The 13,027-nt window shown below is 71.5% G+C and carries 10 protein-coding genes; 8 read left to right on the top strand and 2 right to left on the bottom strand.

What is annotated here, in order from left to right; genetic code table 11:
• Positions 1 to 157 precede the first annotated feature (157 nt).
• Entirely contained in the window at positions 158 to 1,324 is a 1,167-nt protein-coding gene (gene xylA / locus ACZ5CW_RS11540; RefSeq protein ID WP_468600103.1) for a xylose isomerase, read from the bottom strand.
• A 169-nt stretch (positions 1,325 to 1,493) separates the two neighbouring features.
• Here xylA and xylB point away from each other — a divergent pair, with 169 nt between their 5' ends.
• The 8 genes from xylB (at position 1,494) to ACZ5CW_RS11500 (ending at position 11,975) form a co-directional block, all read left to right on the top strand.
• A complete protein-coding gene (gene xylB, locus ACZ5CW_RS11535; protein ID WP_468600102.1) occupies positions 1,494 to 2,954 on the top strand; it encodes a xylulokinase in 1,461 nt (486 codons plus the stop codon).
• 28 nt (positions 2,955 to 2,982) lie between these two features.
• Positions 2,983 to 4,191: an ROK family protein gene (locus tag ACZ5CW_RS11530; protein WP_468600101.1), complete on the top strand. Its 1,209-nt coding sequence runs from the start codon at positions 2,983 to 2,985 to the stop codon at positions 4,189 to 4,191.
• Between the two features lie 379 nt (positions 4,192 to 4,570).
• A complete protein-coding gene (locus ACZ5CW_RS11525; protein WP_468600100.1) occupies positions 4,571 to 6,061 on the top strand; it encodes an APC family permease in 1,491 nt (496 codons plus the stop codon).
• Positions 6,062 to 6,259: 198 nt separating this feature from the next.
• Positions 6,260 to 7,273, top strand: coding sequence for an acetamidase/formamidase family protein (locus ACZ5CW_RS11520; RefSeq protein ID WP_468600099.1), 1,014 nt, complete (start codon positions 6,260 to 6,262; stop codon positions 7,271 to 7,273).
• Between the two features lie 180 nt (positions 7,274 to 7,453).
• The gene (locus tag ACZ5CW_RS11515) at positions 7,454 to 8,059 is read left to right on the top strand and encodes an N-acetylmuramoyl-L-alanine amidase (protein WP_468600098.1); all 606 of its coding nucleotides are present in this window, start codon (positions 7,454 to 7,456) and stop codon (positions 8,057 to 8,059) included.
• A 104-nt stretch (positions 8,060 to 8,163) separates the two neighbouring features.
• A complete protein-coding gene (locus ACZ5CW_RS11510) occupies positions 8,164 to 9,471 on the top strand; it encodes a GAF domain-containing protein (RefSeq protein WP_468600097.1) in 1,308 nt (435 codons plus the stop codon).
• Positions 9,472 to 9,527: 56 nt separating this feature from the next.
• Positions 9,528 to 11,051 carry an acetaldehyde dehydrogenase ExaC gene (exaC, locus tag ACZ5CW_RS11505; protein ID WP_468600096.1) on the top strand — a complete coding sequence of 508 codons (1,524 nt, stop codon included), beginning with the start codon at positions 9,528 to 9,530 and terminating at the stop codon, positions 11,049 to 11,051.
• A 117-nt stretch (positions 11,052 to 11,168) separates the two neighbouring features.
• On the top strand, positions 11,169 to 11,975 hold the full coding sequence (locus ACZ5CW_RS11500; RefSeq protein WP_468600095.1) for a DUF817 domain-containing protein: 807 nt from the start codon (positions 11,169 to 11,171) through the stop codon (positions 11,973 to 11,975).
• Positions 11,976 to 12,095: 120 nt separating this feature from the next.
• Here ACZ5CW_RS11500 and ACZ5CW_RS11495 read toward each other — a convergent pair whose 3' ends face one another.
• Positions 12,096 to 12,953: a hypothetical protein gene (locus ACZ5CW_RS11495; protein WP_468600094.1), complete on the bottom strand. Its 858-nt coding sequence runs from the start codon at positions 12,951 to 12,953 to the stop codon at positions 12,096 to 12,098.
• Positions 12,954 to 13,027 lie beyond the last annotated feature (74 nt).

Raw genomic sequence — 13,027 nt, 5'->3', positions numbered from 1 at the left:
TGTTTCGAGGTGGATGGGGGGGTTGGGTGGTTAGTGCCGGCGCAAGACGCCGCGTATTCGCCCTCCCCCCCCCCCCCCCCCCCCCCCCCCCCCGGCCCCGCCGCATGCCCGGCCCCGCCGCGTGCCCTGCTGTTCGGGAGGTCGCGCGCGCGGGCGGTCAGCCTCGCGCCGCCAGCAGGTGGTCCATCGCCAGCTGGTCGAGCCGCTCGAAGGCCATGCCTCGTGCGGCGGCCGCTTCCACGTCGAAGTCCTCGAAGGCGGCGCGATCGGCGAGGAGGGCCTGCAGACCGTCGGCCGCGGTCGGCTGGGCAAGCTGGTCCAGGCGCGCGGCGCGCAGCGCCTCCTGCACCTCCGGGTCGGCACGGAAGGCGGCCGCCCGCTCCTTCAGGATGAGGTAGTTGCGCATGCAGCCCGCCGCGGAGGCCCACACGCCGTCGAGGTCCTCGGTCCGCGGCGGCTTGAAGTCGAAGTGGCGGGGCCCTTCGTACCCGGCGCTCTCCAGGAGGTCGACGAGCCAGAAGGCGGACCTCAGGTCACCCGCGCCGAACCGCAGGTCCTGGTCGTACTTGATGCCCGACTGGCCGTTGAGGTCGATGTGGAAGAGCTTGTCCGCCCACAGGGCCTGCGCGATGCCGTGCGGGAAGTTGAGGCCGGCCATCTGCTCGTGGCCGACCTCCGGGTTGACGCCGTACAGCTCGGGGCGTTCCAGGCGCTCGATGAAGGCCAGCGCGTGGCCGACGGTGGGCAGCAGGATGTCGCCGCGGGGCTCGTTCGGCTTGGGCTCGATCGCGAAGCGGATGTCGTAGCCCTGCGAGACGACGTACTCGCCGAGCAGGTCGAAGGCCTCCTTCATGCGGTCCAGGGCCGCGCGTACGTCCTTGGCGGCACCGGACTCGGCGCCCTCGCGACCGCCCCAGGCCACGTACGTCCGCGCGCCCAGCTCGACGGCGAGGTCGATGTTCCGGATCGTCTTGCGCAGGGCGTAGCGGCGCACGTCACGGTCGTTGGCGGTGAACGCGCCGTCCTTGAAGACGGGGTGCGTGAAGAGGTTGGTGGTGGCCATCGGGACGGTCATGCCGGTGGCGTCCAGGGCCTGGCGGAACCGCTTGATGTGCGACTCGCGCTCGGTGTCCGAGGACCCGAAGGGGATCAGGTCGTCGTCGTGGAAGGTCACCCCGTGGGCGCCCAGCTCGGCCAGGCGCTGCACCGTCTCGACCGGGTCGAGGGCGCGGCGGGTGGCGTCGCCGAACGGGTCCCTTCCCTGCCAGCCGACGGTCCACAGGCCGAAGGTGAACCTGTCCTCGGGGGTGGGCTGGTAGCTCATGCCATGGCTCCTTGCTGCTCGGACTATTTCGTCATCGCGGTTTACAAATTAGTATGCGGACGCACCCTGGGAAGAGACAAGATGTCTTCGACGGCAATGTGTCTTCGTCAGCAAGGTGTCTTCGACAGCCCACCGCACATCCCGCAGAGCCGCGGAAGAGGAGAACCCGATGTCAGCAGCCGAGGGTCCGCTCGTCGTCGGCGTGGACACATCCACCCAGTCCACGAAGGCGCTGGTGGTCGACGCGGCCACCGGGGAGGTGGTGGCGGGCGGCCAGGCGCCGCACACCGTGTCCTCCGGCGCGGGCCGGGAGAGTGATCCGCGTCAGTGGTGGGACGCCTTGTGCGAGGCGCTGCGCCAGTGCGGTGACGCGGCGCACGAGGCGGCGGCGGTGTCGATCGGCGGCCAGCAGCACGGCCTGGTCACCCTGGACGGGCACGGCGAGCCCGTACGTCCGGCACTGCTGTGGAACGACGTCCGCTCGGCACCGCAGGCCCGCCGTCTGGTGGAGGAGCTGGGCGGCCCCAAGGCCTGGGCGGAACGCACCGGGAGCGTGCCGGGAGCGTCGTTCACGGTCACGAAGTGGGCCTGGCTGGCCGAGCACGAGCCGGAGGCGATCCGGGCGACCCGGGCGGTCCGGCTCCCGCACGACTACCTCACCGAGCGTCTGACCGGGCAGGGCACGACCGACCGCGGCGACGTCTCCGGCACCGGCTGGTGGTCGTCGGGCACGGAGGCGTACGACGAGGCGACCCTCGCGCACGTCGGACTGGACCCGGCGCTGTTGCCCCGGGTGGTGCGCCCGGGAGAGGTGGCCGGCACCGTACGCGACAGCCACGACCTGCCGTTCTCCAAGGGCACGCTGGTGGCGCCGGGCACCGGCGACAACGCGGCGGCGGCACTGGGGCTGGGGCTGCGGCCCGGCGCCCCCGTGCTCAGTCTCGGTACGTCCGGCACGGTGTACGCCGTCTCCAAGCACCGTCCGGTCGATCCGACCGGCACGGTGGCGGGCTTCGCCGACGCGCACGGGGACTGGCTGCCACTGGCCTGCACGCTGAACTGCACCCTCGCCGTGGACCGCGTCGCGGCCCTGCTGGGCCTGGACCGGGAGGCCGTGGAGCCGGGCGGCTCGGTGACGCTGCTGCCGTACCTGGACGGCGAGCGCACCCCGAACCTGCCGAACGCCTCGGGTCTGCTGCACGGGCTGCGCCACGACACCACGCCGGGCCAGGTGCTGCAGGCCGCGTACGACGGAGCGGTGCACGCGCTGCTCGGGGCCCTCGACCTGGTCCTCGACGAGGACGCCGACCGCGGCACCCCGCTGCTGCTGATCGGCGGCGGAGCCCGGGGCACGGCCTGGCAGCAGACCGTGCGCCGCCTGTCGGGGCGTCCCGTGCAGGTTCCGGAGGCCAGGGAACTGGTCGCGCTGGGCGCCGCGGCGCAGGCGGCCGGGCTGCTGACCGGGGAGGATCCGGCGGCCGTGGCCCGCCGCTGGAACACGGCCGCGGGGCCGGTGCTGGAGGCCGTGGAGCGGGACGGGCGGACACTGGACCGGATCACCGGGGTACTCTCCGACGCGGCCCCGCTGCTGGAGCGGGGAACCGAAGCCCAGCCGCACACACAGAGCTGAGCGGCAGACACCGAGGATTGACGGAGGCATGACCGCATCCCCGCACGAGGCCCGCCCGCCGGGCACCGGCCGCGCCCTGCCGGACACCCAGCAGGGCATGCGCCGGCGCAACCTGGCCCGGGTGATGCACGCCGTCAGCGCCGAGGGTTCACTGTCCCGGGCCGCGGTCGCCTCACGCATCGGGCTCACACGGGCGGCGGTGTCGACGCTGGTGGACGAGCTGATCCGCTGGGGGCTGCTGGAGGAACTGGGCCCGGAGCGGCCGGGCCGGGTGGGGCGGCCGGGGTCGGCGCTCGCGGTGAGCGGCCGCGGTCCGGCCGGGATCGGGGCGGAGATCGGTGTCGACCATCTCGCGGTGTGCGCGGTCGACCTGCGCGGGACGGTCCGCGCCCGGGCCGTGCGGCACGGTGCCAACCGGGGCCGGACGCCCGGGCCGGTGATCGAGGATCTGACGGCGCTGATCCGCCGGGTCGTCGCGGACGCCGAGCGGGAGGATCTCTGGCCCGCCGGGCTCGCGGTCGCCGTTCCCGGACTGGTGGCCCGGGACGGACGGACGGTCGTCCGTGCCCCGAACCTCGACTGGCGCGACACGGACCTCGGCGGTCTGCTGCCCGGCGGATGGCCGCTGGCCGTGGACAACGAGGCGAACTTCGGTGCTCTGGCCGAGCTGTGGCTCGGTGACGGCGCCCCGCGTGACTTCCTGCACGTGTCGGCCGAGATCGGCATCGGTGCCGCGGTCGTCGTGGACGGCGGGCTGCTGCGCGGCACCCGGGGCTTCGCGGGCGAGCTGGGCCACGTGCCCGTGCGGCCGGACGGGCCCGCCTGCCCGTGCGGCGGCCGCGGATGCCTGGAGCAGTACGCCGGTGAGGAAGCGGTGTCGCGCGCGGCGGGACTGGAGCCGCGCGAGGACCTGGTACGGCTGCTGGCGGAGCGAGCCGAGGAGGGCGACGAGAGCGTACGGGCGGCCCTGCGGGACGCCGGTACGGCACTCGGCATCGCCCTGACCGGGGCGGTGAACCTGCTCGATCCCGAGACGGTGGTCCTGGGCGGGGCCCTGGCCGGGCTCTCCCCCTGGCTGCTGCCGTCGCTGGAGGCAGAGTTGACCGGCCGCACCGCCGGCCCCGTGTGCCCGGTCGCGGTGTCCCGGCTGGGGCCGGAAGGCCCACTGCTGGGCGCGGCGCACTCGGTCGTCCGGTCCGTACTGGACGACCCGGCGATCGTGGCGGAACGATCCTGACGTCTCCCGCTGAGCCTGTCGTCTCCCACTCGACCGCGCCCTGACGCCACGTCACCGGAGCCGATGACCCATCCGCACTCGTCGTACTCACCCGGACGGGTGGCCGAGTTGTCCACAGGTGGCGGGTTGTCCACGGAACCGCGCTGCGGCCTTCTGCCCAACCCGCCCGAGTCGTACCGTGATTCGCATGAGGCGCGGCTGCCTGGCCGTCACGGACGGTGGGCTCCCGCCGGAGCGAGGCGAATCCACACGCGACCGGTGACAGCGGCCTGACACGGATCGGGCCGACACGGATCGGGCCGACAGGGATCGGGCCGGCAGGGATCGGGCTGACAGGTACGAGCTGACAGGGATCGGACTGACACGGATCGGGGGACACATGCACGGGGACACGACGACCGGAGCGCTGCGGCGCGACGCCATCGGTTTGCGCGAAGTCCTGTTCCAGAGCATCACGGCGATGGCGCCGGCCGCCGCGGTGGCCGCGTCGATTCCGTCCGGCGCCGCCTTCGCGGGCGGCAGCCTCCCCTTGGCGGTGCTGGTCGCCCTGGTCGCCTGCCTGTTCACCGCCTCGTGCGTGGCCGAGCTGGCTCGCGAGTTACCCGCGGCCGGCTCGGTGGCCACCTACGCCGCGCGGGGCCTGCATCCGGCCGTCGGCTTCCTCGTCGGCTGGGCCTACGTCTTCGTGGAGATGCTCGTCCCGCCGCTGCTGCTCCTGCAGCTGGGCTTCACCACCGCGGGCACGCTGCACGCGGAGTGGTCCTCGTACCCGGCGGACCTGTGGTGGCCGTGGTCCCTGGCGGGTGCGCTCGTGATCGCCGTGAGCGGTTACCTCGGCGTCCGCGCGTCGGCTCGCTTCGGCACCGCTCTCGGAGTCTTCGAGATCCTGGTCCTCCTGGTGTTCGCCGTCTGGCTCATCGGCAAGGCGGGCAGCGCCAACACCCTGTCGGTCTTCGGCACTTCGCACACCGCCGAAGGCTATGCGGGGGCCGGCGGGGTGTTCGCCGGGTCCGTGTACACGGTGCTGGCGTTCGCGGGGTTCGAGGCGGCGGCGCCACTCGCGGAGGAGACCCGCGATCCCCGCCGGACGATGCACCGCGCGGTCCTCGGAGCGGCTCTGTCCATCGGCGTGTTCTACGTCGTGACGACCTACGCGATGACCGTGTACTTCGGTCCCGACCGTTTCGCGACGTTCGGCTCGTCGGGTGCGGCCTCCTGGGAGGGGGTAGCCCGGGCGTCGTTCGGCTTCTTCTGGGTGCTGGTCTTCCTGGCGGTGGTCAACTCCGCGATCGCCAACGCCAACGCGTGCGCGAACGTCTCGACCCGCACGGCCTTCGCTCTCGCCCGCATCCGGGTCCTGCCGCGTCTGCTCGCCACGCTCCACCCCCGGTACCGCTCCCCTGTGGCGGGCATCGCGGTGCAGACCGTCGTGGCGGTCGGAGCCGTGCTGGGACTCGGCTTCGCCTACGACCCCGTGACCGCCTTCCTGCTTCTCGCCACCGTGATCGTCACCGTGGTCGTCGCTGTCTACATCGTGGTGAACCTCGCCTGCGCGGGCCACTTCCTGCGAGCCGGCCGGGCTGCCTTGAAGCCGGTACGACATCTGCTGTTCCCGGTGCTGGGCATCGTCGCTTTCGTGCCGGCGCTGCTGACCGCCGCCGGTATCCCGGTGTTCGACTTCGTGACCGAACTGACGGCCCCGGTGTCCTACGCCGGCCCGGTCGTCGGCATCTGGATGGCCTTCGGCGTGGTCGTGCTGCTCGTGCTGATACGGCGTCACCCGGAGCGCATAGCCGGGACCGCGCGGGTGCACCTCGACGAGTACGACCCGGCGGCCGACCACCGGCGGGACGGCACCGTGCCTCGCTGAGCCCCGGCCTCGCCGAGCCTCTGCCCCGCTGACCCGCCGTGCCCCGCTGACCCCGCCGTGTCCCACTGCCCCACTGACCCGCTGTGGCCGATTGGCCGGCCCCGGTCGAGGGGAAGCCGCTGCCCCGGCAACCGCATCCCACGACCACGAGCCCGATCACGACCACGACCACCGCTGTGAGAAGGGACCCCTGTCACGATGACCGACCCCCGTATCCTCACCGTACGCCCGGAACCGGACCAGTACGCCTGGACCTTCGGCGGCGCGGCACCCGTGGCGCGCATCGCGCCCGGGACGGTGCTCGACCTGTACACGGAGGACTGTTTCGCGGGCCGGGTCCGCTCCGAGAAGGACCTCGTCTCCGAGGTCTGCGAGTTCCCTTTCCTCAATCCGCAGACCGGCCCTTTCCACATCGAGGGTGCGGAGCCCGGCGACACCGTGGCCGTGCACTTCGTGTCGATCGAACCGGCCCGCGACTGGGCCGCGTCCACGACGGTCCCGCTCTTCGGTGCGCTCACCTCCACCCACGCCACGGCGTCCCTGCACCCACCGCTGCCGGAGCGGGTCTGGATCTGGCAGCTGGACCGCGCGCGGCGCACCGCCCTGTTCCAGGCGCAGGACAGTGACATCGAGCTGGAACTGCCCCTGGACCCGATGCACGGCACGGTCGGCGTGGCCCCTGCCAACCTGGAGGTGCGCTCGGCCCTGGTCCCGGACGCGCACGGCGGGAACATGGACACCCCCGAGATGCGGGCCGGTGTCACCTGCTATCTGGGCGTCAACGTCGAGGGCGCACTGCTCAGCCTCGGCGACGGCCATGCCCGGCAGGGCGAGGGCGAGACCTGCGGGGTGGCCGTGGAGTGCGCGATGGACACGGTGGTGGTCGTGGACCTCCTCAAGGACGTCGCCACACCGTGGCCCCGGCTGGAGTCGGACACGCACATCATCTCGACCGGTTCGGCGCGCCCGCTGGAGGACGCCTTCCGCATATCGCAACTCGACCTGGTGCAGTGGCTGGTGCGCGACTACGGGTTCAGTGAGCTGGACGCGTACCAATTCGCGACCCAGGCGGTCGAGTCACCATTGGCCAACGTGTGCGACACCAACTACACGTGCGTGGCCAAGCTCCGCAAGGAGTGGCTGCCCGCGCGGGAGAGCTACCGGGGTGTGCACGCGCGTCTGCGGGAGACCGCGCGAGCGCTGCGCGGCTGACACCTCCGCGGTACTCGCCGCTCCCGCAGCACCCGCCACGCCCGCACCCGCACCCGCACCCGCACCCGCTGGAGCACTCCCCCACAGCCCCGGCCCCCCGTCCCGGACAGCCCCTCCCCTTTCCCCTCCCCATCCCCCTCCCCCCATCGTCCGCCCCCTGACTCCGGAAAGGCCCCCACGATGGACATGGACCGCTCGAAGTCACGCTTGAGCAGACGTCGGCTCCTGAAGGGCGCGGCACTGGCCGCCGTTCCCTACACGCTGCTTCCCGACCCGCTCGCCGGTGCGCAGACCGCGGCCGTCGACTACCCGTCCGCCGAGTGGCAGTCGGCGAGCACGTCCAACTACACGGTGTCCGACCGCCCGGACAGCTACGCCGTCGACCGGGTGATCATCCACGTCACACAGGAGACGTACACCGACACACTGGCGATCTTCAAGAACCCGCAGAAGAAGGTGTCCGCGCACTACCTGGTCCGCTCGGCGGACGGGCACGTCGCGCAGTGCGTGCACGAGGCCGACGTCGCCTGGCACGCGGGCAACTGGGACTACAACACCCGCAGCATCGGGATCGAGCACGAGGGGTGGGTGGACCAGCCGGCCTACTTCACCAACGCCCTCTACGAGCAGTCGGCGAGGCTGACGGCAGCGATCTGCGGCAAGTACGGCATTCCCAAGGACAGGGAGCACATCATCGGCCATTACCAGGTGCCCGGCACCGACCACACCGACCCGGGACCGTACTGGGACTGGGTCCGCTACATCCGGCTCGTCAATTTCGCCTAGCCGGCCCCGGGAGAACCGGCGTCGAACAGGTTGTCCGCACGAACACCGCGAGTGACGATGGTCCCAGTGGCAGCACCGCCCTTTCACCGTCCGGGGAGGCCGAGTTGACCGATCCGTGGGTGGCCCTGGAGCCGGGGGCCGACCCCGCCGAGCGTGTCCGTGTGCTGCGCCGGGCGCACGAGACGTTCACCACGGTGGGCACGGTGCCGCGCCCGGTGCGGTCGGTGGTCGCGGACTCCTGGCGGCGCAGTGCGCGGGCCGGGGTCGGGCCGGACGGCGCCGCCAGTGTGGAACTGACCGACGGCGACCTCGGCACCTACCGCGCGGAGCATCCGCTGGCCCGGGTGATGCCGCTGTTCCGGGAGCTGCTGGGCACGTTCGCCGCCCACGGGGAGCATCTGCTGGCGGTGTGCGACGCGCACGGCAGGCTGCTGTGGGTGGAGGGGCACCCGGCCACCCGGCGGCGGGCGGACGGGATGAACTTCGTGCCGGGGGCGCGCTGGTCGGAGGCCGCGGTCGGCACCAACGCGCCGGGCACCGCGGTCACCGTGGACCGGCCGGTGCAGGTGTTCGCCGCGGAGCACTTCATACGGCGGGTGCAGCCGTGGACGTGTGCGGCCGCGCCCGTGCACGATCCGCGTACGGGCCGGGTGCTGGGCGCCGTGGACATCACCGGTGGCGACGGGCTGGCGCATCCGCACAGCCTCGGCTTCGTGCAGGCGGTGGCGCGGGCCGCCGAGGCGCAGCTCGCACTGCTCGCCCCACCGCGCCGCGCCGAGGACGCGCCGCTGCTGAGCGCGCTCGGCCGGGACGAGGCCGAACTGGTGCTGGACGGGCGGCGGACGAGGCTCAGCCGCCGGCACAGCGAGATCCTGGTGCTGCTGTCCCGGCATCCGGAGGGGCTGACCGGTGAGGAGCTGCTGTGCGCGCTCTACGCGGACGAATCGGTGACCCCGGTGACCCTGCGTGCCGAGCTGGCCCGGCTGCGGAGGCTGTTGGGTCCGGGTGTGCTCGCCTCACGGCCGTACCGGCTCGCGGCGGCGGTCGACTCGGACGCCGGGACGGTGGAGCGGCGGCTGGAGGCGGGTGCGCTCACGGCGGCGGCGGAGGCGTACGCCGGCCCGCTGCTGCCCGGTTCGCAGGCACCGGCGATCGTACGGCTGCGGGACCGTCTCGGTGACGGACTGCGGACGGCACTGATCGCGCACGGCGACCCGGATCTGCTGGCGGACTGGGCGCACGCGGCGTGGGGCGAGGACGACGTCGAGGTGTGGCGGGCGCTGGCGGCGGTGCGCCCCACGGCTCCGGTGCGAGCACGGCTCGCGGCGCTGGAGGCCGAGCTGACGGTACCGCCCGGCCGGGGGGTGGGGCGGACCTGCGGCGCAACGTACTTGCAACGTCCGCCTGCCTAGCCTCGCGCCGACAGCAGCCCAACGGCGGGCAGCGCTGCACCGGGAGGCAGACCAGCATGACTCGTTACGCGGCGCCGGGCACCGAAGGCGCGATCGTCTCCTACCAGGCGCGCTACGACCACTTCATCGGCGGCGAGTACGTGCCGCCGGTGCGCGGGCAGTACTTCGAGAATCCGTCGCCGGTCAACGGGCAGCCGTTCACCGAGATCGCGCGCGGCACCGCGGAGGACGTCGAGCGGGCGCTGGACGCGGCGCACGAGGCCGCGCCGGGGTGGGGTCGTACGCCGGTGGCGGAGCGTTCCGACATCCTGCTGAAGATCGCCGACCGTATGGCGGCCCATCTGGAGCCTCTGGCGGTCGCCGAGAGCTGGGAGAACGGGAAGCCGGTGCGGGAGACACTGGCGGCCGACATCCCGCTCGCCATCGACCACTTCCGCTACTTCGCGGGGGCTATCCGGTCGCAGGAGGGATCGCTGGGCGAGATCGACGACGACACGGTGGCGTACCACTTCCACGAGCCGCTCGGTGTCGTCGCGCAGATCATCCCGTGGAACTTCCCGATCCTGATGGCGGCGTGGAAGCTCGCGCCGGCGCTGGCGGCGGGCAACGCGGTCGTCCTCAAGCCCGCCGAGCAGACCCCGGCCTCCATCCACTACTGGGTGAGCCTGATCGCGGACCTGCTGCCGCCGGGCGTGCTGAACATCGTCAACGGCTTCGGTGTGGAGGCGGGCAAGCCGCTGGCGTCCAGCCCGCGGGTGGCGAAGGTCGCGTTCACCGGGGAGACCACGACCGGGCGGCTGATCATGCAGTACGCCTCGGAGAACATCAAGCCGGTCACCCTGGAACTCGGCGGGAAGTCGCCGAACATCTTCTTCGACGACGTGTGGGCGCACGACGACGGGTTCCGTGACAAGGCGCTCGAGGGCTTCACGATGTTCGCGCTCAACCAGGGCGAGGTCTGCACCTGCCCGTCCCGGGCGCTGATCCAGCGTGGCCATTACGCGGAGTTCCTGGACGCGGCGGTCGAACGCACCCGGCGGATCAAGCCGGGACACCCGCTCGACACGGAGACGATGATCGGCGCCCAGGCCTCCAACGATCAGCTGGAGAAGATCCTTTCCTACCTGGACATCGGTCGGCAGGAGGGCGCGCGGGTCCTCACGGGCGGGGAACGCGTCGAGCACGACGGCGAGCTGAAGGGCGGCTACTACGTCCAGCCGACCATCTTCGAGGGTGACAACCGCATGCGGATCTTCCAGGAGGAGATCTTCGGCCCGGTCGTCTCGGTGGCCTCCTTCGACGACTTCGACGACGCAGTCAAGATCGCCAACGACACGCTGTACGGCCTCGGCGCGGGTGTGTGGACCCGGGACGTCAACACCGCCTACCGGGCGGGCCGCGCGATCCAGGCGGGCCGCGTCTGGACCAACTGCTACCACGCCTACCCGGCGCACGCGGCGTTCGGCGGCTACAAGCAGTCCGGGATCGGCCGCGAGACGCACAAGATGATGCTGGAGCACTACCAGCAGACGAAGAACCTGCTGGTGTCGTACTCGCCGAAGAAGCTCGGTTTCTTCTAAACGCACGAGAAAGGCGCCTTACCTGAAACTCTGCCCGTAAGGCGCCTGCCCTGGGCCCGCCGTGCCGGCGGGCCCAGGGCAACCCGAAGGGGGCCGCGCAGCGTCCCCCTTCTCACCATGCTCACTACAAAGTCGGCCGGTCCCCCGGCCTCCCTGCTCGGCCAGCTGCTCGACTTCACCTGGAACCAGACCCGGGCCTGTGCCTTCGCCATCGCCCTGCTGTCCGGAGTGGCGACCTCGACCCTGCTGCCACGGCTCCCGGTGGCCCGCTACGACCTGCTCGTCGTCTACGGCGTGCTGCTCACGCTGCTGTTCTGGCGGCGCGGCTGGGAGAGCGGACGGGACGTCGCCGTCATCAGCGCCTGCCACGTCATCGGCCTCGCGTTCGAACTCGTGAAGGTCTCGCAGGGCTCGTGGAGCTACCCGGAGCCGGCCGTGCTGAAGTTCGCGGGCGTTCCCTTGTACGGGGGCTTCCTCTACGCGGCCGTCGGCAGCTACATCTGCCGGGCCTGGCACCTGTTCGACCTGGAGCTGTGTCGCTACCGGCCACGGGCGACGGCGCTGGTGGCCGCCGGCATCTACATCAACTTCTTCAGCCACCACTGGCTGCCCGACGCCCGCTGGCTCCTCGCGGCCCTCCTCGTGGCCGTCACCGCGGGCACCTCCGTACGCTTCACGGTGCGCGGGGTACGCCGCAGCATGCCGCTCGCGCTGTCCTTCACGCTGATCGGGTTCTTCCTGTGGGTGGCGGAGAACGTCGCCACCTATGTGGGCGCCTGGCGCTACCCGTACCAACTCCACGGGTGGCAGCCCGTCGGCGTCGGCAAGTTCGGCGCCTGGGCCCTGCTCATCAGCGTCACGTTCGTGCTCGCGGCACTCGGCCGGTCGAGGACACCCGGGGCGCGGGCGGACTCCACCGGGTGACGTGGCAACGCCTTCTGCCCGTCAGGCGCATTTCCATTGCGGCGGCAATATAGGACGCTTCAACCATGGCGATTTCAACTTTCACCGCCCATAACCGGCCGGCCGGCATCGACGCCCCGGTCACCACTGGTAGAGGTACTGGTTCCAGGCTCCGTAGTAGCCCGTGCCGTAGTACGTCCATGCGTCGGTGTCGAACAGGAGCACGTGACCACCCCAGTACACGGCCTCGTTGAGCTGGAAGACGGCCCACCATCCCGTGTTCCGCCTCGCGACGTTGCTCGTGGTCACCGCTCTGGACCGGAACCAGGCCCACATCTCGCGCGCCCGGAGGGGCCGATGGGCGTAGGTGTAGCACCGGGCGTTGATGTACGGATTGCCCGAGGCCAGGTCCGTGTATCCCGCGCGGATGAAGGCGTCCGAGAGGAAATGCGCGCAGTTGTTGTCGAACGTGTCTCCGCCGAGGCAACTGTTCATCCAGTACCGCCCCACGGAGGACAGCGGCGGCACGACACGGACCATCGACACCTGAGCCGACTCCCCGGCGGCGTACCGGGGAGCGTCCGGCAGCTCCTCGGCCTGCGGAGGGGCGATGTGCTCCATCTGCTCGGCGGTCACGGACACGTCGGCCGGGGTCGGATCACCGGCCAGCAGGGAGGCGACCGGGGGTGCGATGTGCTCCATCGCCACGGTGAACGGGTCCGCGGATTCACCGGCGCGTATCCGGCTCAGGCGGAACGCCGTGGCTCCTGCCCGCACCCATACCCTGATCCGGTCCTCGCCGATCTGTTCCCGCTCCATGATGTCGGAATTGGCGAACGAGTAGACGACTTCGTCGGACGCGACCAGCAATATGTTGCCGGGAATGTTTCCGTCCTCGCGGCTGTAGCCTTCGAAGGGAACGGTCGAACTACGCTTGGCCGCCCGTTCCAACAGAGTGGTGAGGTCGTTTTGTTGACCTTTCATCATGTTCTCGGCCATGCCGGTTTCCCTCTCATACGGGCGTGGAACAGCCTTGATGAGCGTCGCTGCTTTTCACCCTCCCCTTTCAGCGT

Source organism: Streptomyces sp. NPDC031379 (assembly GCF_055569615.1).
The sequence above is the reverse complement of the archived record's forward strand: the minus strand, read 5'-3'. Positions and strand labels throughout refer to the sequence as shown.